The organism is uncultured Xanthomonas sp. (assembly GCF_964278005.1).
Taxonomy (GTDB): Bacteria; Pseudomonadota; Gammaproteobacteria; order Xanthomonadales; family Xanthomonadaceae; genus Xanthomonas_A; species Xanthomonas_A sontii.
In genome coordinates this window covers 1-24,568 of the sequence record NZ_CAXYKF010000004.1, presented here as the reverse complement: position 1 = coordinate 24,568, position 24,568 = coordinate 1, and the positions used below count along the sequence as shown (strand labels likewise).

Below are 24,568 nucleotides of genomic sequence, written 5' to 3'. Positions count from 1 at the left end.
GCTTAGTTCTCGCGGTCGACCAGGCGCTTGAGGGCGGCCTGGCTATGGGGCAGATCTGCGGCTTTGGCGACGTCCTGTCCGAGGAATTCCATGATCTCCGGCCAGCGCTCCAGCGCTTCGTCCACGGCCGGATCGTTGCCGCGCTGGTAGGCGCCGATGGTGATCAGGTCGCGGTTGGCCGAGTACGCGGCCACCAGCCGCTTCAGCGAGCGGATGCGCAGGCGCCACGGCTCGTCGGCGATGTCCTGGACCACGCGGCTGACCGAGGACTCGACATCGATGGCCGGGTACAGGCCGCTGTCGGCGACGCGCCGCGACAGCAGGATGTGGCCGTCGAGGATGGCGCGCGCGGCATCGGCGATCGGGTCCTGCGGATCGTCGCCTTCGGTGAGCACGGTGTAGAAGGCGGTGATCGAGCCGCGGCCCTTGGCGCCGTTGCCGGCGCGTTCGACCAGCGCCGGCAGCTTGGCGAACACCGACGGCGGGTAGCCGCGGGTGGTCGGCGGCTCGCCCACCGACAGGCCGATCTCGCGCTGGGCCTGAGCGAAGCGGGTCAGCGAGTCCATCAGCAGCAGCACGTTCAGGCCCTGGTCGCGGAACCACTCGGCGATGGCGGTGGCGCGGTAGGCGCCGTGCAGGCGCGCCAGCGGCGGGCGGTCGGCCGGGGCGGCGACCACCACGGCGCGGCGCAGGCCTTCCTCGCCCAGGGTGGTCTCGACGAAATCGCGCACTTCGCGGCCGCGTTCGCCGATCAGCCCGACCACGATCACGTCGGCGGCGGTGTAGCGGGTCATCATGCCCAGCAGGGTGGACTTGCCGACGCCGGAGCCGGCGAACAGGCCCACGCGCTGGCCGCGGCCGATCGGCAGCAGCGCGTTGATCGCGCGCACGCCGACGTCCAGCGGGGTGGTGATCGGTTCGCGTGCCAGCGGGTTGATCGACACGCCGGCCATGCCCACCGAGCCTTCGGCGCGGATCGGGCCCTTGCCGTCCAGCGGCACGCCGTCCGAGTCGATCACCCGGCCGAGCAGGCCTTCGCCCACTTCGACGCCGCCGCGGCGGTGCAGCGGCACCACCCGTGCGTTGGGCAGCAGGCCGTGGGTTTCGGCGCTGGGCATCAGCGAGGTGCGGTCGCCGGAGAAGCCGACCACTTCCGCGTCGACCCAGCCGCCGTCGACCTCGACCTTGCAGGTGGCGCCCATCGGCGCCTCGCAGCCGACCGCTTCCAGGGTCAGGCCGACCGCGCGGCGCAGGATGCCTTCGCGGATCAGGCCGCGGCCGGCGGCCGCGTCCAGATCGAGCTTGCCGAGGCGGCCGGCCAGGCGCAGGTTGCGCGCATCCAGCCAGTCGGCGGGGTGGGTGCCGGACAGCGCGCTCACAGGCCCGCTCCGGACTTGCGCATCACCGTTTCCAGGGCCGCGCGCAGGCGCGCCTCGAGGGTGCCGTCGATGCGCACCGATTCGGCATGCACGCGCAGGTCGCCGCGGCTCAGGCTCAGGTCCGGCACCAGCCGGATGCCCTGATCCATCAGCGTCAGCAGCGGGGTCAGCGCGGCGATGTCGTCCGGGTGCAGGCGCACCTCGACGTCGCGGCGCGCGCCGCCGACCGCGTCCAGCGCCTCGGCGACCAGTTCCGACAGCAGCACCGGGTCGGCCTGGTAGGCGCGGCCGACCAGGCTGCCGGCGATGCGCACGGCCAGTTCGCCCAGCGCGCCGACCACTTCGTTCTCCAGCCGCGCCAGCGGCCGCGAGAAGTTGTCCAGGATGCCGTCGATCTGCGCGGTCAGGCGGCGGATCTCGGCCTGGCCCTGGGCCAGGCCCTCGGCGTGGCCGCGTTCGAAGCCTTCGTGCTGGGCCGCGGCCTCGATCGCCTGGATCTCCTCCAGGCTCGGCGGGCGCAGCACCGGCTCGTCCGGCAGCGCGTCTTCGTAGGGCAGCGCCGCCAGCGCGGGCGGGGCATCGAGTTCCGGCGCCAGCCAGCGCACCACGTTGCCGTTCATACCATGGCCTCCGCACCGCTACCGCCCAGGCTGATCACGCCCTCGTCGGCCAGGCGCCGCACGATCGCCAGGATCTCCTTCTGCGCGGCCTCCACGTCGGCCAGGCGCACCGGGCCGCGCGCTTCCATGTCTTCCAGCAGGATCTCGGCGGCGCGCTGGGACATGTTCTTGGTGATCTTGTCGCGCACCTTGATGTCGGCGCCGCGCAGGGCCAGGCCGAGACGGTCGCCGCTGACTTCGCGCAGCATGGTCTGCAGGCCGCGGTCGTCCAGCTCCACCAGGTTGTCGAACACGAACATCAGGTCCTGGATGCGGCTGCCCAGGTCGGCGTCGATCTTGCTGATCGCCGACAGCACGCCCTGGTCCGAGCCGCTGTCCAGGAAGTTGAGGATGTTGGCGGCGACCTTGACCCCGCCCACGTTGGACGACTTCAGGTTCTGGTTGCCGGAGAACTGCCGCTCCATGATCTCGTTGAGCTCGTTGAGCGCGTGCGGCGGGATGCCGTCGAGGGTGGCGATGCGCATCAGCACGTCGGCGCGGGTGCGCTCGGGCAGCAGCTTCAGCGCCTCGGCGGCCTGGTCGCTGTCCAGGTGCGCCATCACGATGGCGATGATCTGCGGATGCTCGTTGCGCACCAGGTCGGCGATGGAGCGCGGGTCCATCCACTTCAGGGTGTCCAGGCCGGTGGTGTTGCGGCCCAGTAGGATGCGGTCGATCAGGCTGCCGGCCTTGTCGGCGCCCAGCGCCTGCACCAGCACGTTGCGGATGTAGTCGTCGGCGCCCACGCCCAGCGAGGTCTTGCTGCCCAGCTCGGCGTTGAACTCCTCCATGACCTTCTCGACCTGGTCGCGCGAGATGCCGCTCAGCGTCGCCATGGCGATGCCGATCTTCTGCACCTCCTTGGGGTCCATGTGCTTGAGCACCTCGGCCGCGTCGGCCTCGCCGAGCGACAGCAGCAGCACGGCGGCGCGCTGGGTGCCATTCATTGCGTTCGCATCAGGCTTCACTGGCGACCCATCCCTTCACGACCTGCGCCACGCGCTTGGAATCCTGTTTGACCGCTTCACGGGCCTGACGCAACCGTTCCTCGTAGGCGTCGGGCAGGGCGATGGCGGGGTTGCCGCCAGCGCCGCCGCTGAGGCTGGCGGTGTCCTCGCCCAGCGACGGCAGCAGCGGGTTGTCGTCGTCGAGCATCGACAGCTTGGCGTCGCGCGGCTCGTTGCCGTCGCGGTCGTGGCCCACCGACGCGGCCGGCGCCGGACCGGCGATCTGGCGCAGCGCCGGGCGCAGCACGCCGAACAGCAGCGCCAGCACCACCGCCGCACCCAGCACCAGGCGCGCGACGTTCATCACTCGCGGATCTTCCCACCAACCGGGCTTGTCGGCCGCTTCCGGGGCCTGGCGGACGAACGGGGCGTTCATCACCGAGACGGTGTCGCCGCGTTCGGCGTTGAAGCCCACCGCCTGCTTGACCAGGCCTTCGATGCGGGTCAGCTCGGCGGCGCTGAGCGCCTGCTCGGTCATCTTGCCCTTGGCGCCCGGCCGCATCACGTGGTCCACCAGCACCGCCACCGAGACGCGCTTGATCCGCCCGGCCGGCTGCCGGGTGTGCTGCAGGGTACGGTCCAGCTCGTAGTTGCGGGTGGCGCTCTTGGAGCTTTCGGTCGGGGTCGCGGCGGCGGCCTGCTGGGTGCCGGCGGTGCCCGCGGCGGGCGGGGCGCCGGTGGCGCCCGGCTGGCCCGGCGCGCTGCCCGGCGAGTTGCTGGTCGCGCCGGGCGCGCCCTGCGGACCGCTGGTGCTGGTGCTGCTGTCGCTGACCTGCTCGCTGCGCAGCTTCGGCGGGTCGCCGTTGTACAGCTCGCGCGCTTCCTCGACCACCGAGAAGTCCATGTCCACGTTCACTTCCGGGTTGACCCGGCCCGGGCCGGTCATCGGCTCCAGCAGTTCGCGGATGCGCTGGTTGTAGGCGCTTTCCTGGCGCCGCACCTGATCGAACTGGGCGGCGTTGAGCGCGGCATCGCTGTTGGGGTCGGCGATGGTCAGCATGCGCCCGCTCTGGTCGACCACGGTGACGCGGTCCGGCGCCAGGTCGGGGATGCTGGAGGCGACCATGTTGACGATCGCATCGACCTGGTTGCGTTCCAGGGTGGTGCCGCCGCGCAGTTCCAGCACCACCGAGGCGCTGGCGGCCTCGCGCTGGCGGGTGAACGCGCTCGGCTTGGGGATGGCCAGATGCACCCGCGCCTCGCGCACCGGGCGCAGGCTGGCGATGGTGCGCGCCAGTTCGGTTTCCAGGGCGTGCTGGTAGCGCGCGTTCTCCACGAACTGGCTGACCCCGAAGCCGGGATCCTTTTCCATCACTTCGAAGCCCATGTTGCCGTTGTCGGTCAGGCCGGAGCCGGCCAGCTTCAGCCGCGCGTCGTACAGCTTGTCCTCCGGCACGGTGATCGCGCCGGTGGCCTGGTCGAGCTTGAACGGGATCTGCGCGGTGCGCAGCAGGTCGGTGGCCTCGGCCGTGCCCTTCTCGTCCAGGCCGGTGTACAGGGGAGTGTAGGCCGGCTTCTGCGACCAGAAGAACACGAACAGGCCGGCGGCCACGGCCACCGCGATCATCGCCATCAGGCCGATGCGCCGGGTGAGCTGCAGGCTCTGCAGGCGGTCGAACCAGGCCCCGGCCTTTTCGCTGTTGAATGTGTCTTTGCTGATCGCAAGCGCCATCGTCTTCTACCCTTACAGCGGCATGTTCATCACGTCCTGGTACGCCTGGACGAGTCGGTTGCGGACTTCCACGGTAGCGCGAAACGCCACCTGGGACTGTTGCGCGGCCAGCATCACCTTGGCCAGGTCGGCGCTGGGGTCGCCCAGTTCGAAGGCCTTGGCGAGGTCGCCGGACTTCTGCTGGGCCTCGTTCACGCCGCCGATCGCGTTGCGCAGGGTCTCGGTGAAGCTCGGGCCCTGCACGCCCTGGCTGCCGCCCAGGCCTTCGATCGCATTGCTGCGGCCGACATCGCCCACCCGCGTCTGCGCCGCCTGGCCGACCTGGCCCTGGTAGCTGCGGATCTGCGAAAGAATGGAGCTGATGGAGTCGCTCATACGGTGAAGTCCCTGCCGGGAGACGGCTTGCCCGTATGCAATGCAAGCGGTGTGCCGAAACGGCACTGACGTGTCGCGCAGCCTCCGGACAGGCATGCGCGGGGAAGGCCGGCACCCGGTGACGGGTTCCTGGCGCCGGCGCCACGGCCGGCACGGACCGCGCGCCGGCAGGGTGTCGGCAGGTTGACGCCGCGCGCGGCGTCACGGTCGGACGCGGGTGCCGCGCGGCGGCCTCACGGTGGACGAGGGGGCCGACTCAGTCCGGCAGCCAGGCCGCCCGCCACTCCTGCAGATTGGCGCCCTGCAGCAACCAGTCGCGCTGCACCGTCGCGCGCAGGGCCATGCCGGCGGCGGTGCGTGCGTCGGCGTCGGCCAGGTGCGCGCGGATCGCATTGACCCAGTCGCGAAAGCGATTCTTGACCAGGGTGACCGGCAGCGCGCCATCGCGGTAGGGCGGCAGGTCGCTGGCCACCACCGGATAGCCGCAGGCGCCGTACTCGAGCAGGCGCAGGTTGCTCTTGCAGCGATTGAACAGGTTGTCTTCCAGCGGCGCCAGCGCCAGGTCCAGGCCCAGCGCGGCCAGCGCCTGCGGATAGCGGGCGAAGTCCACGCCCGCGTGCACCTCGTGCACATGCCGGCGCAGCCGCTCCGGGCACAGGCCCATGAACACCCAGTGCACCTCGCCGGCCAGCGCCTGCACCACGTCGGCGATCAGTTCCAGGTCGCCGGTGTGGCTGAGCCCGCCGGCCCAGCCGACCCGTGGCTTGGCCGAGGTGGATGCCGCCGGCGGCGCCAGCGCGCCCCACAGCTGCGGCTCCAGCCGGTTGCGCACCACGCGGATGTCGCCGTGCAGGCCGGCCAGCGCCTCGGCCAGGTCCGGCGTGGAGACGGTGACCCGGTCCACCAGCGTGGCGGCGCGCCGCAGCGAGCGCAGCACGTCCTTGGGCATGTGCTCGCGATGCGCGCTCTTCAGCGGCAGGTTCGGCAGGTAGTCGTCCAGCTCGTAGACCATGAAGGCAGTGCCGAACCGGCGCATGCGCTCCATCCGCGCCAGTTCCGCGTCGCCGACCCGGCGCTGCAGCACCACCACGTCGGCGCCGATGCGCTGCAGCTCCACCGGATCGAGCAGGCGCGCGTAGTACAGGCCGTCGATCTGCGCGGCCGCGGCCAGCGCCTGGAATGGCTGGATTACCCGGTACTGGCCGCTGCCGAAGGTGTCGCCGGGATGGGCCAGTACCCGGGGCAGCGGTTTCCAGGCCAGCGGCTGCCAGGAGAATTCGGACTCGGTCAACTGGAAACCGCCGGGCCGGTCCAGGCCCAGGCTCGGCGAATACGCCGGATCCTGCGCCAGTGCCGGCAGCCAGCGCTGCAGCAGCGCCTCGTCGGCCGCCTCGCTGCGCGTGGCCGGGGCCGGCTGCAGCAGCAGCGCCTGCGGCGTCCACACGGTCCAGGCGCCCGTCGCCGCGGCGCGCAGGCACAGGTCCACGTCGGCGCCGCCGGCGGCGAAGCCGGCCGCGTCGAAGCCGGACAGGTGCTCGAACAGCGCCCGCCGCACCAGCAGGCAATGCGCCGACACCGCGCTGTAGCGGTGTGCCACCTGCAGCCGGCCCATGTAGCCCGGCTGCGCCATCGCCTCGCCGGCGAAGGCGTGGCCGGCGCCGGCCAGCAGGCCCGGCAGCAGGCCGGCATGGGTGATGCGGCCGTCGGCGGACACGCCCTTGGCGCCGACGATGCCGACTTCGGGCCGCTGCGCGTGGTTCATCAGCCCGTGCAGCCAGCCGTCCTGCACCGCGGCGCTGTCGGCGTCCAGGAACAAGAGATACTCGCCTTGCGCCTGGGTGGCGGCGAGGTTGTGCGCCTCGGCCTGGCAGACCCGCTGTTCCAGCGCGAACACGCGGATGCGGCCGTTGCCCAGCTCGGCCACGGCCTGCATCCACGCGGTGATCTCCGGGGCGTGGCTGGCGTTGTCCACCAGCAGCAGTTCGTAGGCGGGGTAGGCGGTCTGTTCGAGCAGGCTGACCACCGCGCGCTGCAGCGCCGGCAGATTGTCCTGCGCCAACAGCACGATCGAGACCGGCGGTTGCGCGGCATGGCCGTAGTCGATGCGGAACAGGCCGCCCGGCAGCGGTTCGACCGTGGCCTGCGGATAGCCGCGGGCCTGCAGATGCGCGGCGATCGCGCGCTGGCGCGCCGGGCCGCCGGCCTCGGCGCTGGCCAGCGTGGCGACCAGCAGCGGCTCGGGCAGGTGTGCGATGCCGTCGCCACCGTCGCGCAGGAACAGGCGCAGGATCAGGTCCAGTTCGCTGGCGCCGTCGTGGGCAGGATCGAAGCCGCCCAGCGTCTGCACCGCCGTGCGGCGGAACACCCAGTGCCCGGCCGTGGCCAGCGGATTGCCCAGCAGCAGGTCCAGGTCCGGGTCGGGCCGCAGCAGCGGCGCCAGGGTGTCCGCGTCCACGGCCAGCCATTCGTCCGCATACAGCGCGTTGCGCTGCGGCTGCTGTGCCAGTTCCAGCAGCAGCCGCAGCAGGCCGCCGGCGTAGAACCGGGTGCCCGCGACCACGCGCAGGCACCAGTCGCTGCCCGGAGAGGCATCCAGTGCGGCGGACAGCGCCGCCGCATCGGCCGCGGCCGGCAGCGCTGGCAGGATCCGGACCCGCGGGTCGGGCCACGCGGGGAGGGAGGCGTCGCCCAGCACCAGCGCCTGCACCTGCGCGAACGGCGTGCCCTCCAGCAGCAGGCTGTCCAGCGTGGCGTCCAGCGCGGCACGGTCGGCGCCGCGTGCGTCGACCAGCACGGCGAGCCGCGGCGCGCCGCCGAGGGCGTCCAGGCGCGCGTCGAGAAGGTCGCGTTGCGCCGGCGTCACCGTCCGCCGCGCCTGCCAGTCGTGCAGCGTCGCCTGTACGCAGACCCGCGCGTAGGCGTCCTGGATCGCCTGCAGCAGGTCCACCGGCGTGCCGGGGCCGCCGCCCAGCGGCGTCACCGTGACCTGGCGGACGTCGCCACCGCCGCGGTACCAGCCCATGGCGCGCACGCCCTGGCGGAAGTTGGCATGGCCCTGGTCGCCGATGCCTGGCTGGTCGCGGCCTGCCTGGCTGTATTGCTCTTCCGATACCCGGAACCGGGTCAAGGGCTTTGCCAGCAGCGCCAGGTGGCCGCGGTGCAGCAGCTTGGCGTACAACGCCAGATCGCCGACCCAGTTGATGACCTTGCCGGCCAGCGTCATCAGCTCGTCGCCGATCTCCAGCAGGTCGCTGCGCCGGCACAGCACGCAGCTGGGCTCGCCGACGAAGTTGATGGTGTGGTCGGCCAGGAACGACAGCAACTCCGGCCCGTCCAGCAGCACGTCGCCGGCGAACGGGAAGGCGGTGGCCGGGATGTCCTCCAGCGGCGCGCCGTGGCTGTCGATGCGCTGGCGGCGCGAGGACGCCAGCAGGACGTCCGGTGCACTCTGCATCGCCGCGACCAGCGCGGCGACGCAGTCCGGCGCCAGCACGTCGTCGTCGTGCAGGAACTTCACGTACTCGCCCTGGGCCAGGGCGATGGCGCGCGCGGTGCTGCCGAGTTCGCCGTAGCGCTCCGGATTGCGGTGGTAGCGGATCGGGAACGGGGCCATCGCGGCGCGGCGTTCCACCACCTCGGCGATCGCCTCGGTGGGGTTGTCGTCGCAGATGACCAGTTCCAGCGCCGGATAGGTCTGGGCCAGCACGCTGTCGAGCGCCTGCTCGAAGTAGCGCAGCTTGTAGGCCGGCATGACCACGCTGACCAGGGGCGGGTGGGGCATGAACGATGGACCGTTGCGGAAGGGGAGCGGAGCGCACGCTGCGCCCGATCCATCGCAGATGCAACAAGCATGCCGGTCTGTGCCGGATCGCCTGGACGCAGGCGACGCCCCAAGGGCCGCAACTGCGTCGTGACCCGAGCAGAACGGTGGCGCAGCAGATGCCGCTGCGCCTCACTCCACGTAGAGCACGCTGTCGAAGTAGTACATGGCGTAGTGCCGCAGCCGTAGCGTTGCCCCCGGCATGATGCGGTCGAGTTCGGCGACGATGTCCAGCAGGTCGAGCGCGTGGTGGTAGCAGGTGATGGCCATGCGCGGCCGGCAGCGCCCGATCAGCGCCGCGCCGCCGCGCAGCACCCTGGCCTCGGCGCCTTCCACATCCATCTTCAGGACACTGACCTCTTCGATCAGATCGTCCAGGCGCACGCCGTCCACGCGCGCGGCGCCGCTGCCGTCGATCCGGCTGCCCATGGTGCCCCGTGCGTCGAACGCCACCGGCCCGGCGACATCGCTGACGGCGGCGTTGTACAGGGTCGTGCGGCCGTCATCGTCTGCCAGCCCTTGCTGCAGGGCGGCGAAGTTCTCCGGATCCGGCTCGAAAGCATGGATGGCGGCGTAGCGGTGGCGCGATGCCGCGCGGAACTTCTTGACCGTGTCGCCGCGATAGGCGCCGATGTCCACATAGCGTTCGTCCGCGCCGATCCGCAGCGGATGCTCCAGCGCCGAATACACCGAGTAGTACTCCTGCTCCATCGGGCACAGGACGTCCAGCAGCGGCCGCCGTTCGCCGTCCATGCGCATCTGCAGGATCGCGTCCAGCGTACGCACGCTCAGTGCGTCGGCGAATCGACCGCGCATGGCGTCGAACTGCGCGGCGTGCGCGAGCGTCTGTTCCCGCGTCACCTGTCCGCTCTGATACACCAGGGGAATGTCCAGGGCGTACATCAACTGCGGCAGATCGACACGGCGACCGCTGCCCAGGCGCTGCAGTTGGTCGAAGTGCAGCCATGCGGTCGGCATGTAGGCGCAGTTGATCGTGGGCAACCCGGCCAGGTCCGGGTCGCGCAGGAAGGTCGCTGTCGGGCGCACGTCGTCGAAGCCCGCATCGGTGATGCGGCGTTCGTGAAACACATCGTCCAGGGCGACGATGCGGATGCCAGGGACGCGCTCGGCCAACAGCGCGGCGGCGCGGGCCGCGTACAGACCGCCGAGACTGGAACTGGGGGCCAGGAAGATCGCGCCGCCGGCGCGCTTGCAGGCATCGATCAAGTCGGCTTCGCGCTGACGCGCGGCCAGGTGGTCGGTCATGGGTCCACTCGAAAGGGCACGCCATAGGAGGCGCGCGAATGCTGGAAAGACGGATACGAAGGGCATGTCGCGTGGTAACGCGATCAGGCCGCGCGGCGATTGCCGCCCGCGAGCGATCCTAGCGAAGCCCGTTGCGCCGGAAGCGTGCATGCATCCCAGCCCGGCGTGCTGTCGCACGTGGCGCCGTTTTTGGCAAAGTGAGTCGGAGACGTCGGCACAGCGACGCCACTTCCGTCACTGGCGGAACGTATCGTTGAACGGCACCGCGACTCGCGCGTTGGCGCGCGCCTGCATCAACGCAGGATGCGGGCGCCGCCAGGCATCAGCGCGTCGTAGAAGCAGCGGTCCGGTAGCAGGTCCGGCACCGTGCCGGGCAGCAGCCATTCGCAGTGCCGGCCGATCCTCGCGTCGCTGCGGGTCATGCTGCCGCCGCCCAGGGTGCTGCCCTGGCCGATCTGGGTGCCGCGGCCGAGGTGGACGCCGGCATGCAGGGTGACGCAGGCGCCGACACGGACGTCCTGTTCGACGATCACCTGCCGTTCCAGCCAGCTGCCGGCGCCGATGCTGCTGCCGGCCGCGAGGTTGCAGCCGGGTCCGACGTGTACGTTGCCGAGCAGGCGCACGCCGTCGTCGACATGCGACTGCGGCCACACCAGATCGACGCTGCCGTAGCCCGCCAGGCGCACGTCGGCGAGCAGCTTGTGCCGCGACTGGTTGACTGCGCGCTCGTCCATCGCGACAAACACGTCGGTCGCGGCGGGCGCATGGCTGGCGTGCAGGGCGCCCAGGTCGAAGTTGTAGCGGTCAGGCGACTCCAGGGCGATGCCCACGTGCGCCAGGCCGCAGGCCTGCGCGGTGCGTTGCGCCTGCTCCAGCGCATGGCCCTGGCCGATCAACACCAGCGTCTTCATGCCGGTTGCTCCAGCACATTGGCGCGGTACCACAGGTGCTGGCGCACCAGCTCGGTCTCATAGTCGCCATGCATGAAGGAGCGCGAATGGGGGCCGAAACCAGCCTGCAGGCGTTCCAGCACCGCCGTGTCCTCGGCGATCACCTGGTGCTCGATGCGCATCAGCGTGCTCAACAGGGCGGTGAAATCGGTCCGCTCGCTTTTCCGCCGGGCGGTGGCGACCCACAGGTGGTAATCGGTCTCGTGCGGCGAGACCGGGTCGTATTGCTGCAGCACGAAGGAGTCGCCGCGCACGCTGTAGAAGTTCACGTTCGGATACAGGAACCAGTTGTAGAACGCCGAGTCCTCGCCGTAGCGCTCGCACAGTGGCCGATACCAGTGATCCTGCACCGCGATCTCGGCCTTGGCGGGGAAGCTCAGCGCCTGCAGCGGGACCGGCGCGCCGCCCTGCAGCAGTTGTTCCACTACCGAGGGCACCTCGGCGGAGCGCTCGACATGCGCCGAGGGCTTGGGCGCGGCGGTCATCAACGGGTTGAAGGTCTTGGGATGGATGAACGGGATATGGTTGTAATCCTTCACGTTCTCCATATTGAGCTTCCAGTTGTAGCGCACCCGGTGGCAGCTGTAGATCAGCTGCGAATCCACGTGCGATGCCGCCGCGCGCAGATCCTCCAGGAAGGCCGTCTCGAACTGCTCCTCCAGCGGCAGCGGGTGCTCGGCCATGTTCACGAACAGCAGTTCGCCGACCTGCTGCACATGCAGCCTGGTCAGGCAGATGCCGGCCTTCTCCTCGGCAGTGAACTGGTACAGACCGGAGTTGGGCAGCCCGCGCAGCTCGCCCTCGGCGCCGAACGACCAGGCGTGGTACGGGCACACCAGCGGGCGCTTGCCGTGCGATTCGGTCTGGATCGCCGATTGCCGGTGCGGACACTGGTTGAGGAAGGCGCGGATGCCGGCCTCGGTGCGCTGCACCAGCACCGGCACCCCGGCAATATGCCTGGCGAAGAACTGATTGCGCTCGCGCACCATCGAGGCGAAGCCGGCGAAGATCCACAGTGTGCCGAACAGGCGCTGTTGTTCCAGGCGCAGGCTGTGCGGGCTGATGTAGTGCTCGGCGTCGAGGGCGTGGCGGGTCATGCGGAACGGCGTCCTGGGTGCGGGGTCAACGGCTGAAGATGGTCCGTGCCGGATTTCCGGCGACGGTGACGTTGGGCGGCACGTCCTTGACCACCACGCTGCCGGCGCCGATCACCGCGCCGTCGCCGATCGCGATGCCGGGCAGGATGGTGGCATGCGGGTGGATGACCACATCGTGGCCGATGCGCGCGCCGCCGCCGACGAACACGAAGTTGCCGATCTGCACATAGTCGCCGATCACCACGTCGTGGCCGACGATGGTGGTGGCGAGGATGGTGACGAACTCGCCGATGCGGCTGTCGGCGCCGAGCGACACGCCGACCTCGAACAGGCTGCCGCGCCCGATCGGGGTCTCCGAGGCCTCGCGCAGGCGCGGGCGCAGCACCATGAAGTCGGCGCCGCGCGCCAGCAGCGGCTGGCTGTAGCGGCGGCGCGCGGCCGGATCGCCGAGCGCGCAGACGAACAGGTCGCCGGGCACCGGCTGGTAGGTGTCCGGGTCGCCGAGCAGCGGCCAGCGCAGGCCGGCGCCGAGCGCGCTGCGGCTGTCCAGGAAACCCTTGATGTCCCAGGCCTGGCCGTAGCCGGGATCGTCGTTGCAGGCCATCGCCGCGATGCCGCGGCCGAAGCCGCCGGCCCCGACGATCAGCACATGTTGCGGTGGCGCAGCGCTCATGCGAACTCCACGCCGCCGTCCATGCTGAAGGCCTGGCCGGTGACCTTGCTGCTGGCGTCGGAGAGGAAATACAGGCAGGCCAGGGCCACGTCCTCGGGGTCGCCGATGCCCAGCGGATAGCGCTTGCGGCTCTCCTCGAACCAGGCCTTGTCCTCGTTGATCAGGGTGGTCTCGACCAGGCCGGGGCACAGTGCGTTGGCGCGGATCTGGCGCCGCGCCAGTTCCAGCGCCAACGGCCGCAGCATGCCGATCAGCGCCGCCTTGGAGCCGGCGTAGGGGCCGACGCCGACGGTGCCAGTCAGCGCGGCGATCGAGGCGAGGAACACGATGGAGCCGCCGGGGCGCAGCGCCTGCCGCGCGAGCAGGTGGCGGGTCAGCATCGTCGGCGCCACGTAGTTGATCGTCATCACCTCGGTGAGGAAACGCTCGCTGACCAGCTTCATCGGCGACAGGCCGCGGATGCCGGCGCTGTGCACCACGCCGTCCAGCGGCCCGCTCTCGGCGGCCAGGCGCTGCACGGTGGCGGCCTCGCACAGGTCGCCGGCGAACAGGCGGTGGTCGTCGCCCGGCAAGGCGTCGAGCAGGGCCTGCAGTCGATCAACGTCGCGACCGGCGACGAGCAGGCGTGCGCCGGCGCCGGCGCAGGCCTTGGCGACCGCCTCGCCGATACCCTTGGAGGCGCCGGTCACCAGGATGCGCTTGCCGTGCACGCCGTACAGCGTATGCAGCAGCGCGGCGGGCGTTTCCGCAACGGACATGGGGGTCTCCGGGCTCATAGGCGGATCGGCAGGGACAGCCCGCCGTCGATGGTCAGGGTGCTGCGGGTGATCCAGCGGCTGGCGTCGGACAGCAGGTAGACCGCGCCATTGGCGACGTCGGCCGGGTCGATGCGGCCCAGCGGGGTCAGGGCGATCTTGTCGTCCATGTCCGCGGTGCTGCCGAGCCTGCTCAGCATCGGCGTGTCGACGTAGCCTGGAGCGATGCAGTTGGCGCGGATGCGGTGCCGGGCCTGTTCCAGCGCGAAGGAGCGTACCGCGGCCTCCAGCGCGGCCTTGGACCCGGCGTAGCCGGCGCTGGCCTGCGGCGCCGCGCGCGCGGTCAGCGCCGAGACGTAGACCAGCGAGGCGCCCTCGTGCAGCCGGCGCTTGGCCAGCAACTGCTGGGTCAGGATGACCGGCGCCAGGTAGTTCACCGACAGCATCTGCTGCAGGTGCTTCTCGGCGGCCATCCGGAACGGCACCAGCGCGGCGATGCCGGCGCACGAGGCCAGGCCGTGGTAGCGCTCGGCCGCTTCCAGCAGGGCCGTGCGGGTGGCGTCCTCGGTGAGGTCGCCGACGACGCTGCGGTGGTCCTCGCCAGGGAGCGCCGCGGCGACCGCCTGCAGACGTTCCGCATCGCGCCCGTTGAGGACCAGCGTCGCGCCCAACTGCGCGCACAGCGCGGCCACGGCAGCGCCGATGCCCGAGGAGGCGCCGGTCACCAGGATGGTCTTGCCCTGCAGCCCGAAGGCATCGGTCGTTGCAACAGGCGCCATCGTCAGGACTCGATCAGGTCGGGGAACACCGCACCGTCGATATCGACCAGGCAGGTGCCCCAGGACAGACCGATGCCGAAGCCGCACAGCAGCACGCGCTTGCGGCCTTCTTCCAGTTCCCTGTTGATCCGCGCGGTCATGGTCACCGGCAGCGAGGCGCCGCTGGTGTTGCCGAAATCGTGCAGGGTGGAGGGCACCTTTTCCGGCGGCAGGCCGAGCTTCTTGCGGATGGTCTCGTTGATCATCCGGTTGGCCTGGTGGAACACGAAGTAATCGACCTCGTCCTTGGACACGCCGCTGTAGTCGAGCAGCTTCTGCACCGCCGGCGGCACCCGCTGGGTGGAGAAGCTCAGCACCGCCACGCCGTCCAGTTGCAGGTCCACGCCGCGATGCCAGTGGTCGTTCTCGTCGGCGCGGTAGGGGATGAGATGCTGTACCCCGACCGGTTCGCGGTGGCCGCCGACCGGCAGGATGATCGCGCGGTAGCCGCTACCGTCGCTGTTGAGGTCGAAATGCATCGGCGGCGCGTCGGCGCTGAACTCCAGCGCGGTGGCGGTGCCGGAGTCGGAGAAAATCGGATCGTCGAAGGTGGCGCTGCGGTCGCCGACCAGCAGCAGGCCTTTCTTGACCCCGCCGGCGGCGATCATCGAGCCGAGCAGGTTGATGCCGAACGGGTAGGCCGAGCAGCCCAGGTTGACGTCGAACGCGACGGTGGCGTGCGACAGGCCCAGGCGGTCCTGCAGGATGATCGCCGTGGCCGGGATCGGGTAGTCCGGCGACTGGGTGACCACGATCAACGCGTCGACCTCCTCGCGCTGCCATTGCAGGCGCTCCAGCAGCACCTGCGTCGCGTCGAAGGCCAGGTCGGAAAAGCACTGCCAGTCTGCGGCCATGCGCCGGGTATGGATGCCGATGTTGCGCACCAGCCGCTCGCGCTCGGAGCGGATCTGCGGCCGGCAATCGGTGAGATTGGAGACGACGCGCTTGGGCACGCAGGTCGCCATGCCGGCGAAGCGCACGTTGTGCAACGTGGAGGTCGGCATGCTATGCCTCGGTCAGCTGATAGAGATCGCCCAGGGTGACCACGGCGGCCAGGTGCTCGCCGGTGATGGTCTTGCCGTACTCCATGTCGAACATCACGATCACGCCCAGCGCGGCCAACGAATCCCACTCAGGCAGCTCGCGCAACACCGTGTCCATGGTCACCTCGACCGGATTCTGGAAATCCGTGGCCGACAGGAAATTCTCGATAAACGTCTCTTGGCTCATGCTGCGGGTTCCACGGGTTGGGCGAAGGAGGGAGGGACCAGGGTGCGACGGGAATCGGACGCGGGCATGACGCCGCCCGCCGCGGCGATCAGGTCGACGATGGCGTCCACCTGCTCGGCCGCCAGTCCGGGAAAGATCGGCAGGCACAGCACGCGCTCGGCCATCTGCCGGGCCACCGGCAGGCCCGCCGGGGCCGAGGAGGGCAGGCCGCGGTACATCGGGAAGTCGCTGATCAGTGGGTAGAAATAGCGGCGCACCAGAATGTCGTGGCTGCGCAGCAGCCGGTGCAGTTCATCGCGCACCAGCGGGAAGGCGTCCTCGACCAGGATCGGGAACGAGGCGTAGTTGGACAGTCCCGGTTCCCGCGGCGTCAGGCAGCGGATCCCTGGCACCTGCGCCAGGCGCCGTCGGTACTGCGCGTCGATCGCCCCGCGCTGCGCCAGTGCGTCGTCGATGTGCTGCAGTTGCAGCAGCCCGAAGGCGGCGTTGATCTCGCTCATCTTGCCGTTGATGCCGGTGGCCACCACCGTGGTCTCGTCGACGAAGCCGAAGTTCTTCAGGCGGCTGATGCGCTGGTAGGTCTTGGCGTCCGGGCAGACGATGGCGCCGCCCTCGAAGGTGTTGAACACCTTGGTGGCGTGGAAGCTGAGCACGCTGAGGTCGCCGTGGCGCAGGATCGAGCCGCCGGCGTCCTTGACCCCGAACGCATGCGCGGCGTCGTAGATGACCTTGAGGTTGTAGGTATCGGCGATACGCTCGATCGCGGTGGTGTCGCAAGGCGTGCCGTAGCAGTGCACCGGCATGATCGCGGTGGTGTGCGGGGTGATCGCCGCCTCGATCTTGAGCGGATCCAGGTTCATGGTCTGCGGATCGATGTCCACGAACACCGGCTTGATGCCGCGCCACAGCAGCGAATGCGCAGTGGCGACGAACGAGTATGGCGTGGTGATCACCTCGCCGGTGATGCGCAGCGCCTGCAGCGCGGTCAGCAGCGCCAGGGTGCCGTTGGTCAGCAGCGCCAGGTGGTTGACCCCCAGATACTCGGCCAGCGCCTTTTCCAGTGCGCGGTGCATGTCGCCGCCGTTGGTCAGGATGCGGCTGCGCCAGATCTGCTCCAGGTAGGGGACGAACGCCTCCAGGGGCGGCAGCAGCGGACTGGTGACGGGGATGGACATGGGACCTGCCTGGCGACGGGTGGAAGTCCCCGGTGCGGAACGTGCCGCCCGGTGCTGTGGAAACGTGAAGCAAGCCACATGCCAAAGGTGCCTGTCCACTGTCGGCGGTGCCGATCGGGATGTGGTGCAGGCGAAACCTGGCTTGCCGCGAGCGCGCGCTGCGACAGCGCCCGCGTCGGGCCGGCAGGTGGCGAGGAGAGGGAAGAGGGCGTGGCGTTCCGAGGGACAAGGGGCGCGCCGGGTGCGGCCGCACCCGACGCCGTGCGCCGGCTCAGCTCGCCAGTTCGGTCTGGTCGCGGTCGATGCCGTACTTGCGCAGCTTCTCGACCAGGGTGGTGCGCCGCAGGCCCAGCAGCTGCGCCGCATGCGCAACCACGCCTTGGGTGCGCTCCAGCGCCTCGTTGATCAGCGCCAGCTCGATGTTGGCCATGTGCCCGCGCAGGTCCAGGCCGCTTTCCGGCAGCGTCGCCGCGGCCTGGGCCGGCGCATCCGCGTCCGTCCCCGGCTTGCCGCCGACGTGCAGGTCGACCACGTTGGGCACCCGCCGCGGATCCGTTGCGATCGGCGCCGGCGGGGCCGACACGTCGATGGACGAGGCGAAGTCGCCACGATAGCGCGCCGGCAGGTCCTGCACCCGCACCAGGCCGCCCGGGTGCAGCACCGCCAGGCGCTCGACCAGATTGGTCAGCTCGCGCACGTTGCCCGGCCACTCGTAGCTGCGCAGCGCCTGCAAGGCCTCTTCGGAGAAGCGCACTTCGCCGCGCCCGGTCCGCGCCAGTTGCGCGGCGATGGTGTGCACCAGCGCCGGGAGGTCGTCGCTGCGTTCGCGCAACGCCGGCATCTCGATCGGGAACACGTTGAGCCGGTAGAACAGGTCCTCGCGGAACTGGTTGCCGGCGATGCGTTCTTCCAGGTTGCGGTGGGTCGCGGCGATCACCCGCACGTTGCAGCGGATCGTGACGTTGCCGCCGACCCGCTCGAAGCTGCGCTCCTGCAGGACGCGCAACAACTTGACCTGCATCGGCAGGCTCATGTCGCCGATCTCGTCGAGCAGCAGGGTGCCCCCCTCGGCCATCTCGAAACGGCCCTTGCGCGCGCTCAGAGCGCCGGTGAATGAACCCTTTTCGTGGCCGAACAGTTCGCTTTCCAGCAGATCCGGCGGGATTGCGCCGCAGTTGATCGCCACGAACGGACCGTCGCGGCGCGGCGACTGCTGATGGATCGCCCGCGCCACCACTTCCTTGCCGGTGCCGGACTCGCCCAGCACCAGCACGGTGGTGTCGAAGGCGGCGACCTGGTCGATCAGCCGGCGCAGGCGGGTCACCGCCGCGCTGGTACCGGTCGGGCCGTTGTCCTGCGCGGCACCGGCCTGGTGCTCGGCGTCCAGACGCTTGAGGCTGGCGCGGCGCAGCAGGGTTTCCAGCTGCGCGTGGCGCAGCGGCGCTTCCAGCTGCCACACGTTGGCTTCGTGCAGGCCATGGCGCTGCGCGAAGGCCTGCGCGTCGCCGTTGAGCAGCAGTACCGGCGGCGGCAGCGAGCTGCGCGCCACCCAGCCGAAGAAGGCATCGGCCTGGTCCTGGTCGTCGAGCCCGCCGACCAGGATCGCCATCCACTCGGTCTGCCGATGCCGGCCGGGTTGGACGTCGGCCACGTCGGTGACCCAACGCGGGTTGAGGTCCATGAACTCGAGCAGGCTGACGGTCCGCTCGGCGCGCACCGCGTCGTCATCGATCACCAGGATCCGCGATTCGCTCATGCCGGCACTCCTTCGGTCCGAAGTCCCTCCAGGATCGGCATCACTTCCTGGATGTAGGACAGCTTGCTGACGAAGTTGTCGGCACCGGCGCGCATGGCGTGCTCGCGGTGCTCGGCATCGTCGAAATGGCTGGCGATCACGATGTAGGGCGCCTGGTCCTGGGTCTTGATCAGGCGCGTGGCCTGCAGACCGCCCATCTCGGGCATGGCCAGGTCCATCAGCACCACCTGCGGGCGCAACGACTCGGACCGCTCGATGGCCTCCAGGCCATTGGCGGCGCTGCCGATCACTTCCATCCAGTCGAGCTTGCGGAAGTGGCGCATGGCGGCGTTGATGAAACCTTCGTGGTCGTCGACCAGAAGCACGGACAGTTTGTTCATATGCGTCATTTTTCCTTAGCCCGCACGGGCCAGCAGCGGTTTGCTGCCGCGGCGGCGTTCGCGTGCGGGAGCGATGTCCAATTGTTCACGATACTTGGCGACAGTGCGCCTTGCCACGTTCACGCCCTGTCGCGACAGCAGCCCGGCGATGGCCTCGTCGGCCAGCGGCCGCCCCGCCGGCTCGGATTCGATCAGGCGCCGGACCATGGCGCGGACCGCCTGGCCGGACACCGCCGCGCCTTCCAGGCGCACGGCGAAGAAGTGCTTCAGCTCGAAGGTACCGCGCGGGGTCTGCAGGTACTTGCCGGTGGTGATGCGGGAAATGGTCGACTCGTGCATGCCGATCGCCTCGGCCACTTCCTTGAGGGTCAGCGGCGCCATCGCTTCCTCGCCCTTGACCAGGAACGCCGACTGACGCTCGACGATGGCGCGGGTGGTGCGCAGCAGGGTCTCGTAGCGCATCGACAGGCCGCGGGTCAGCCAGCGCGCTTCCTGCAGCATTTCGCGCAGCGGCTGCGCGGCGTCGCCGGCCTCGGCCAGGGCGCGCTCGTGCATCGGGTTGACGGTGACGCGGTGGGTGGTGGCCGGGTTCAGCGCGACACGCCAGGTGCCGTCGGCGTGCCAGGCGACCACGTCCGGCAGGACATGGCCCAGATCCTGCGGCTGCAGGCTGTCGCCGGGGCGCGGCTGCAGCGACAGGATCAGCCGCACCGCCTCGCGCACGTCGTCGGTCTCGGCGTCGAGCTGGCGACCGAGCAGGGCGTAGTCGTGGCTGGCGAGCAGGTCGAGGTCGCCGGCGAGGATGCGCCCGGCCAGGTGGCGGCCGGGCACGCGGCCGGGCAGGTCGCTCAGCTGCGCCTGCAGGCACTCGCGCAGGTCGCAGGCGCCGAGGCCACCCGGGTCGCCATGCAGCAGGCGCTGGCGGACGGCTTCGGCCTGCGCCACTGACAGGCCCAGCCGGGCGCTGGCCAGTTGCTGCAGGGTGTCGAGCGGGCCGTCCAGGTAGCCGGCATCGTCGCAGTGTTCCAGCCAGAACGCGGCCGCCGCCAGTTCCGCCGCCGGCAGTTCCAGGGCCAGCCGCTGCAACACGCGCAGGTGCGGATCGGTCGACTCGCCCGCGGCGATGCGCTGCATGCGGTCGTCTTCGCCGTCGTTCCAGCCGGCGGCCGGGATGTCCCACATCGAGGATTCGGGCAGTTCGTCGAATGCCGCGGTTTCCAGCGCCGCATCCTCGTGCTTCACCACCGGCTCGATCACGCCCTCGGCCTCTTCCAGCTCGAGCAATGGATTGGTCTCCAGCGCGCGGCGGATTTCCAGTTCCAGTTGCATGCCATCGAGCTGCAGCAGCCGGATCGACTGCAGCAGTTGCGGGGTCAGATGCAGTTGCTGGCCCAGTTGGGCGGAAACGGTCGGCTTCATGCGGACTTCCTCGGTTCGGCGCCAACCCTCTGGCGCCCGTGGAACGCATAGTGCTTGTCGCCCGACGGTAACAGAATCGGGGGGTTCCTGAGTAGGGTAGTCAAATTCCCGACAGGGTGTCAGGGATTTCCCGACATGCGGCGCGTGGGCGCCGGACAGTCGACGGCGAAATGCCTGATGCAGCGGGGTCCGGCGGAAGCGTCACGCCTGCTGACCGATTAAGGCAAGCGCCATGCCAATGTCCCGTGTCGGGATGCCGTCCCCAGTTCAACTCAGCTCGCCCTGATGGCGTGCGGCCAGCAGGACCAGATCGTTGGCGCGGCGGCAGCCCAGCGATTCCATCATCCGCGCGCGGTGGGTCTCGACGGTCTTGACGCTGATGCCCAGGTCCGAGGCGATTTCCTTGTTGCTCTGGCCGCGGCCGATCTGGCGCAGGATCTCGCGCTGTCGCGGCGACAGTGCGGCGATGCCGACCGGGCGCTCGCGGCCGAGCATCGGCGCGATCATCTTGGAGGAGATCTGCGGGCTCAGGAACACCTGGTTGGCGCTGGCCGCGCGCAACGCCAGCTCCAGCTCCAGCGGGGCGGCGTCCTTGACCACGAAGCCGGTGGCGCCGCGGTCCAGCGCATCGCGCACATGCACCGGGTCGTCGTGCATCGACATCATCACCACCCGGGTCTTGGGCGAGCTGTGCAGCACGTCGGTGAGCGCGTCCAGGCCGCTGCGCCCCGGCAGGGACAGGTCCATCAGCACCAGGTCGGGGCGGTGCAGGGTGGCCAGGTCCACGGCCTGTTGCGCGTTGCTGGCCTCGGCGACCACGTCGACGTCCGCAAACGTCTGCAGCAGCCGGCTCAGGCCGGCGCGTACCAGGGTGTGATCGTCGACGATGATGACTCGCACAGTGCAGGTCCTTCTATTCAGAGCCGCACATTAGCCGAGCCGCCCGCCGCCGCCAACCTCGCCGCGACGGTCCGGGGGGGCGGTGTGCCGGCTCAGCGCGCGCGCCGGCTGTCGGCGATCTGCCGGCGGTGCAGCCGGAACAGGTGGCGTTCCAGGGCCTCTTCCAGGCCCGGCGGCTGTGTCTCGAACCGTAGCCAAAGTTGCACGACGCCCGCGGTGGCGGCCTCGGCCAGCACCCGCACCGGCAGTTCTAGGTGGTCCGGGAGCCAGTCCGAGGGCTGCAGGCGCAGTAGGCCGGCGGCGCCGGCCGTGGCGCCCGAGCGCGCGCCCAACTCCAGCCGTACGCCCCGGCGCGACCAGCACAGCGGCCGCAGCGGCAGGGCATCCTCGTGCTGGCGGGCCAGCCGGCCCAGCAGCACCAGCATCAGGTCGAGCTTGGCCTCCATCCGCTGGGTCTGCGCGGTGGACTCGCTGCGGTCGTCGCTGCCGTCCTCGCCACGCAGATCCTCGATCTGCGCCAGGCTGCGCAACAGCGCTTCGCCGGCAGCGAGCCGGCCGGCGCCGTTGCCCAGGCGGAAATCCGCCGGCAGCGCCAGTTCGCAACTGAGGGTGTCGTGGAACAGCTCGGCGTCGGCCGGGTGCTGCGCCGCGCCGTCCGAGCCGGTGTTCATCCCAGCAGTCCGGCCTGCGAGTAGAGCCGCGCGGCGTGGCTGGACTGGCGGCTGCTGCGCAGCCAGGCCGCGGCATGGTCGCGCTCCATGCGCATCTGCGCGGTCACCGCCTGCTGCAGGGCCAGCAACGGCTTCAATGCCTCGCGCGAGCGGTCGGCGCCGTCCTGCTGCAGATACGCCTGCAGGTGCCGCGCGTGGTCGGCGACCATGGCCTGGGCCAGCGCGTAGTCGTCGCCACGCAGGACCTCGCGCAACTCGTGCAGGTCGTTGTGCAGGTCGGCGAGCTGGATGTTCACGACGCGTTCGCCGTGGCCAGTTCGCGCTGCTGCGCGGGAATGGCGGCCCAGGCCGCGTCGATCTCGCTGAGCAGTTCCAGCGCTTCGGTCAGCGCGGCGTCGTCGTTGTGCAGGTTGGCTTCGGTCAGCCGGTGCATCACGTAGTCGTAGAGCGCCGACAGATTGCCGGCGATCTCGCCGCCGGCCTCGTGGTCGAGCGAGCCGTTGAGATGGCCGACGATGGCGCAGGCCTCGCCGATCGCCTTGCCCTTGCGTGCCTGGTCGCCCTGCGCGAGACAGGCCTGGGCCTGACGGATGCGCTGGCAGGCGCCGGCGAACAGCATGGCGACCAGCTTGTGCGGATCGGCATCGGTGACGCTGGTGGAAATGCCCATCTTGCGATATTGCTCGGCGTACTGGCGGCTGGAACCGTACATGGAAAACTCCTCGGGTGGATCGGCTGGCCTCCGCGCCGCGCCGGTGAGCGGCGACGCTGCGGTTGCTGCGGCCAATCCGTAATGACTGTCGATACTCTTTCTATCGGCCGCCACGCGTCTCGACTTGAGTCGCGCGGCCGCGCGCGCGTCAGCTGAACTGCTTGGTCAGGCTGTCGCTCACGCCCTGCATCTGGGTGACCAACTGGTTCATTGCGGTGAAGCGTGCGGTGTACTGATCGGTCAGGGTCTGCATGCGCTTGTCGAGATCGCTGAGCTGGTCGGTCAGGTCGGAGATGTGCTTGTTGAGCGAGTTGGTGCGCTGGGTCAGGGTGCCGCTGGTGCTGTCCAGGTTGCTCTTCAGCAGCGTGCTCATGCCGGTACCGAAACTGCCGTTGTTGCCGAGCAGGGTCTTGGCCGCCGACGGATCGGCGGCCGCCGCGGTGTCGAACTTGGCGCTGTCGAAGCTCATCACCCCGTCCTTGTCGATGGTCACGCCCATCGCCATCAGGCCGCTCACGTTGTCGCTGACCAGCCGGCGCAGCGACTGCTGCAGGCCGCGCACCATCGCATCGCCGGTCATCGGCGAGGCCTTCTTGTTGGTGGCGTCGTAGGCGCTGGACGACTTGAGCACGCTGTTGGCGGAGTTGTAGGCGCTGACCAGGGCAGTCAGATTGGCCTTCAGCGGGGTGTTGTCGTTGGTGATGTTGAGATTGAAGCTGGTGCCGGCCACCGCCTTGGTGAGATTGATCGCCACGCCGGGTACCAGATCGGCGATGGTGTTGCTGCTGGAGGTGCGCTGGAAGCCGTCCACCTTCACCACCGCGTCGGCGGCGGCGATGGTCTGGGTCAGCCCGCCGTTGTTGCCGGGCGGGTAGGTGAGCTTGGCCAGGCCGCCGTCGCCGCCGGACGTGGTGATGGTCAGGGCGCCCTTGGTGCCGGTGTCGACCGCGTTGAGCACCAGATGGTCGCCATCGTCGGCGGTGACCACGCTGGCGGTCACGCCGGCACCGTTGGCGGCCTTGTTGATGAAGGCCGCCACGTCGCTGAGCTTGCTGCCGGCATCGACGTTGATGTTGAGCGTGGTGCTGCCGTAGGCGATGGTCAGGGTGCCGCCACCGACGACGGCGCCGCTGGCATAGGCCGACGAGGTCAGTTTCTGGGACTGCGCCAGTTTCACCACCTCGATGCCGTACCTGCCGGCGTTGGCGCTGGAGGTCACGGTGGCGGTATAGCCGGCGCCGTCGTCGATGGTCGCCTTGTAGGCGCCCTTGTCGGCGCTGTCGGACACCGTGCTCATCGCCGTCTGCAGGTTGGACAGCGCGCTCTTGATCGTGCTCAAGGACGACAGTTGCGCGCTGGAGGCGGTACCGTCGCGGTTGATCCGGTCTTCCTGCGGCTGGCGTTCCTTCGCCACCAGTTTGGCGACGAAGCTGGGAATGTCCAGGCCTGAGCCGATTCCAGTGGTGGACATGGTGGCGGTCCTTGAGGTGGCCGGCACGCGGTGCGCCAGCGGCTGAGGGGAGTATCGGCGTGCGGGAACGCTTCTTGAGCGTCGTCCGCGCGCCAGTGCGGCTCCGGTGGTGATGCAAATCCTGTGCCGGCTCCGCATGCGTCAAAAAAAAGCCCCTCCTTGCGGAGGGGCCCGGTGGTGCGTTGCGTCTTGCCGCGCTTAGCCCTGGAGCAGGCTCAGCACGCTCTGCGGCGCCTGCTTGGCCTGGGCCAGCATGGCGGTGCCGGCCTGCTGCAGGATCTGCGTGCGGGTCAGCTCGGCGGTTTCCTTGGCGTAGTCGGTGTCGCGGATGCGGCTGCGCGAGGCCGACAGGTTCTCCGAGGTGGAGCTCAGGTTGGCGATGG

24 protein-coding genes are annotated in these 24,568 nt (G+C 70.0%); all 24 read right to left on the bottom strand.

The features are described 5' to 3' along the window. Nucleotides 1–2 precede the first annotated feature (2 nt). A complete protein-coding gene (locus ACHWVH_RS01925) occupies nt 3–1,379 on the bottom strand; it encodes a FliI/YscN family ATPase (RefSeq protein ID WP_152239299.1) in 1,377 nt (458 codons plus the stop codon). Continuing rightward, nucleotides 1,376–1,999, bottom strand: coding sequence for a FliH/SctL family protein (locus ACHWVH_RS01920; protein WP_295924820.1), 624 nt, complete (start codon nt 1,997–1,999; stop codon nt 1,376–1,378). The genes ACHWVH_RS01925 and ACHWVH_RS01920 overlap by 4 nt, the downstream gene beginning before the upstream one ends. Continuing rightward, a complete protein-coding gene (fliG, locus tag ACHWVH_RS01915) occupies nt 1,996–2,985 on the bottom strand; it encodes a flagellar motor switch protein FliG (protein WP_295924817.1) in 990 nt (329 codons plus the stop codon). Before fliG ends, ACHWVH_RS01920 begins: the two co-directional genes overlap by 4 nt. Nucleotides 2,986–2,995: 10 nt before the next feature. Further along, nucleotides 2,996–4,717 (bottom strand): flagellar basal-body MS-ring/collar protein FliF, encoded by a 1,722-nt coding sequence (gene fliF / locus ACHWVH_RS01910; protein ID WP_153750928.1) that lies wholly within the window; start codon nt 4,715–4,717, stop codon nt 2,996–2,998. 12 nt (nt 4,718–4,729) lie between these two features. Continuing rightward, a complete protein-coding gene (fliE, locus tag ACHWVH_RS01905) occupies nt 4,730–5,092 on the bottom strand; it encodes a flagellar hook-basal body complex protein FliE (RefSeq protein WP_010341655.1) in 363 nt (120 codons plus the stop codon). 256 nt (nt 5,093–5,348) lie between these two features. After that, nucleotides 5,349–8,873 (bottom strand): glycosyltransferase, encoded by a 3,525-nt coding sequence (locus tag ACHWVH_RS01900; protein ID WP_394686558.1) that lies wholly within the window; start codon nt 8,871–8,873, stop codon nt 5,349–5,351. Nucleotides 8,874–9,044: 171 nt separating this feature from the next. Beyond that, on the bottom strand, nt 9,045–10,178 hold the full coding sequence (locus ACHWVH_RS01895) for an FkbM family methyltransferase (protein WP_394686557.1): 1,134 nt from the start codon (nt 10,176–10,178) through the stop codon (nt 9,045–9,047). A 293-nt stretch (nt 10,179–10,471) separates the two neighbouring features. Then, on the bottom strand, nt 10,472–11,089 hold the full coding sequence (locus ACHWVH_RS01890; RefSeq protein ID WP_152236979.1) for an acetyltransferase: 618 nt from the start codon (nt 11,087–11,089) through the stop codon (nt 10,472–10,474). Next, nucleotides 11,086–12,225 (bottom strand): aromatic ring-hydroxylating dioxygenase subunit alpha, encoded by a 1,140-nt coding sequence (locus ACHWVH_RS01885; RefSeq protein WP_394686556.1) that lies wholly within the window; start codon nt 12,223–12,225, stop codon nt 11,086–11,088. The genes ACHWVH_RS01890 and ACHWVH_RS01885 overlap by 4 nt, the downstream gene beginning before the upstream one ends. 25 nt (nt 12,226–12,250) lie before the next feature. Next, a complete protein-coding gene (locus tag ACHWVH_RS01880; RefSeq protein ID WP_394686555.1) occupies nt 12,251–12,898 on the bottom strand; it encodes a NeuD/PglB/VioB family sugar acetyltransferase in 648 nt (215 codons plus the stop codon). After that, nucleotides 12,895–13,656 (bottom strand): SDR family NAD(P)-dependent oxidoreductase, encoded by a 762-nt coding sequence (locus tag ACHWVH_RS01875; protein ID WP_267123777.1) that lies wholly within the window; start codon nt 13,654–13,656, stop codon nt 12,895–12,897. The genes ACHWVH_RS01880 and ACHWVH_RS01875 overlap by 4 nt, the downstream gene beginning before the upstream one ends. Before the next feature lie 14 nt (nt 13,657–13,670). Continuing rightward, nucleotides 13,671–14,432 carry an SDR family NAD(P)-dependent oxidoreductase gene (locus tag ACHWVH_RS01870; protein WP_394686554.1) on the bottom strand — a complete coding sequence of 254 codons (762 nt, stop codon included), beginning with the start codon at nt 14,430–14,432 and terminating at the stop codon, nt 13,671–13,673. A gap of 2 nt (nt 14,433–14,434) precedes the next feature. Next, nucleotides 14,435–15,475, bottom strand: a complete 1,041-nt coding sequence (locus tag ACHWVH_RS01865; protein WP_394686553.1) for a ketoacyl-ACP synthase III — start codon at nt 15,473–15,475, stop codon at nt 14,435–14,437. Between the two features lies 1 nt (nt 15,476). Continuing rightward, the gene (locus ACHWVH_RS01860; protein WP_017908530.1) at nt 15,477–15,701 is read right to left on the bottom strand and encodes an acyl carrier protein; all 225 of its coding nucleotides are present in this window, start codon (nt 15,699–15,701) and stop codon (nt 15,477–15,479) included. After that, entirely contained in the window at nt 15,698–16,876 is a 1,179-nt protein-coding gene (locus ACHWVH_RS01855; RefSeq protein WP_295846422.1) for a DegT/DnrJ/EryC1/StrS family aminotransferase, read from the bottom strand. Before ACHWVH_RS01855 ends, ACHWVH_RS01860 begins: the two co-directional genes overlap by 4 nt. A 271-nt stretch (nt 16,877–17,147) precedes the next feature. After that, nucleotides 17,148–18,632: a sigma-54 dependent transcriptional regulator gene (locus ACHWVH_RS01850; protein ID WP_017908532.1), complete on the bottom strand. Its 1,485-nt coding sequence runs from the start codon at nt 18,630–18,632 to the stop codon at nt 17,148–17,150. After that, nucleotides 18,629–19,012: a response regulator transcription factor gene (locus ACHWVH_RS01845; protein ID WP_010341669.1), complete on the bottom strand. Its 384-nt coding sequence runs from the start codon at nt 19,010–19,012 to the stop codon at nt 18,629–18,631. Before ACHWVH_RS01845 ends, ACHWVH_RS01850 begins: the two co-directional genes overlap by 4 nt. Before the next feature lie 15 nt (nt 19,013–19,027). Further along, nucleotides 19,028–20,431 (bottom strand): RNA polymerase factor sigma-54, encoded by a 1,404-nt coding sequence (gene rpoN / locus ACHWVH_RS01840; protein WP_295927303.1) that lies wholly within the window; start codon nt 20,429–20,431, stop codon nt 19,028–19,030. A gap of 267 nt (nt 20,432–20,698) precedes the next feature. Then, the gene (locus ACHWVH_RS01835) at nt 20,699–21,331 is read right to left on the bottom strand and encodes a response regulator transcription factor (protein WP_017908534.1); all 633 of its coding nucleotides are present in this window, start codon (nt 21,329–21,331) and stop codon (nt 20,699–20,701) included. A gap of 92 nt (nt 21,332–21,423) precedes the next feature. Continuing rightward, a complete protein-coding gene (locus ACHWVH_RS01830) occupies nt 21,424–22,002 on the bottom strand; it encodes a PilZ domain-containing protein (RefSeq protein WP_017916432.1) in 579 nt (192 codons plus the stop codon). After that, nucleotides 21,999–22,298, bottom strand: coding sequence for a hypothetical protein (locus tag ACHWVH_RS01825; RefSeq protein ID WP_267087407.1), 300 nt, complete (start codon nt 22,296–22,298; stop codon nt 21,999–22,001). Before ACHWVH_RS01825 ends, ACHWVH_RS01830 begins: the two co-directional genes overlap by 4 nt. Beyond that, nucleotides 22,295–22,714 carry a flagellar export chaperone FliS gene (gene fliS, locus ACHWVH_RS01820; protein WP_010341674.1) on the bottom strand — a complete coding sequence of 140 codons (420 nt, stop codon included), beginning with the start codon at nt 22,712–22,714 and terminating at the stop codon, nt 22,295–22,297. Before fliS ends, ACHWVH_RS01825 begins: the two co-directional genes overlap by 4 nt. 148 nt (nt 22,715–22,862) lie before the next feature. Then, complete coding sequence (gene fliD / locus ACHWVH_RS01815; RefSeq protein ID WP_152236986.1) at nt 22,863–24,185, bottom strand: flagellar filament capping protein FliD; 1,323 nt, start codon at nt 24,183–24,185, stop codon at nt 22,863–22,865. A gap of 198 nt (nt 24,186–24,383) precedes the next feature. Next, nucleotides 24,384–24,568: flagellin (locus tag ACHWVH_RS01810; RefSeq protein ID WP_394686552.1), on the bottom strand; the 185-nt coding region annotated here is incomplete at its 5' end.

Bases quoted from the DNA above. Each gene is read 5' to 3' on its own strand.
- ACHWVH_RS01920 (WP_295924820.1), bottom strand. From the start codon at position 1,999: ATGAACGGCAACGTGGTGCGCTGGCTGGCGCCGGAACTCGATGCCCCG.
- ACHWVH_RS01855 (WP_295846422.1), bottom strand. From the start codon at position 16,876: ATGTCCATCCCCGTCACCAGTCCGCTGCTGCCGCCCCTGGAGGCGTTC.
- ACHWVH_RS01875 (WP_267123777.1), bottom strand. From the start codon at position 13,656: ATGTCCGTTGCGGAAACGCCCGCCGCGCTGCTGCATACGCTGTACGGC.
- ACHWVH_RS01890 (WP_152236979.1), bottom strand. From the start codon at position 11,089: ATGAAGACGCTGGTGTTGATCGGCCAGGGCCATGCGCTGGAGCAGGCG.
- ACHWVH_RS01900 (WP_394686558.1), bottom strand. From the start codon at position 8,873: ATGCCCCACCCGCCCCTGGTCAGCGTGGTCATGCCGGCCTACAAGCTG.
- ACHWVH_RS01845 (WP_010341669.1), bottom strand. From the start codon at position 19,012: ATGAACAAACTGTCCGTGCTTCTGGTCGACGACCACGAAGGTTTCATC.
- fliE (WP_010341655.1), bottom strand. From the start codon at position 5,092: ATGAGCGACTCCATCAGCTCCATTCTTTCGCAGATCCGCAGCTACCAG.
- fliS (WP_010341674.1), bottom strand. From the start codon at position 22,714: ATGTACGGTTCCAGCCGCCAGTACGCCGAGCAATATCGCAAGATGGGC.
- ACHWVH_RS01885 (WP_394686556.1), bottom strand. From the start codon at position 12,225: ATGACCCGCCACGCCCTCGACGCCGAGCACTACATCAGCCCGCACAGC.
- ACHWVH_RS01850 (WP_017908532.1), bottom strand. From the start codon at position 18,632: ATGAGCGAATCGCGGATCCTGGTGATCGATGACGACGCGGTGCGCGCC.
- fliG (WP_295924817.1), bottom strand. From the start codon at position 2,985: ATGAATGGCACCCAGCGCGCCGCCGTGCTGCTGCTGTCGCTCGGCGAG.
- fliD (WP_152236986.1), bottom strand. From the start codon at position 24,185: ATGTCCACCACTGGAATCGGCTCAGGCCTGGACATTCCCAGCTTCGTC.
- ACHWVH_RS01880 (WP_394686555.1), bottom strand. From the start codon at position 12,898: ATGAGCGCTGCGCCACCGCAACATGTGCTGATCGTCGGGGCCGGCGGC.
- fliF (WP_153750928.1), bottom strand. From the start codon at position 4,717: ATGGCGCTTGCGATCAGCAAAGACACATTCAACAGCGAAAAGGCCGGG.
- ACHWVH_RS01895 (WP_394686557.1), bottom strand. From the start codon at position 10,178: ATGACCGACCACCTGGCCGCGCGTCAGCGCGAAGCCGACTTGATCGAT.
- ACHWVH_RS01865 (WP_394686553.1), bottom strand. From the start codon at position 15,475: ATGCCGACCTCCACGTTGCACAACGTGCGCTTCGCCGGCATGGCGACC.
- ACHWVH_RS01830 (WP_017916432.1), bottom strand. From the start codon at position 22,002: ATGAACACCGGCTCGGACGGCGCGGCGCAGCACCCGGCCGACGCCGAG.
- rpoN (WP_295927303.1), bottom strand. From the start codon at position 20,431: ATGAAGCCGACCGTTTCCGCCCAACTGGGCCAGCAACTGCATCTGACC.
- ACHWVH_RS01860 (WP_017908530.1), bottom strand. From the start codon at position 15,701: ATGAGCCAAGAGACGTTTATCGAGAATTTCCTGTCGGCCACGGATTTC.
- ACHWVH_RS01870 (WP_394686554.1), bottom strand. From the start codon at position 14,432: ATGGCGCCTGTTGCAACGACCGATGCCTTCGGGCTGCAGGGCAAGACC.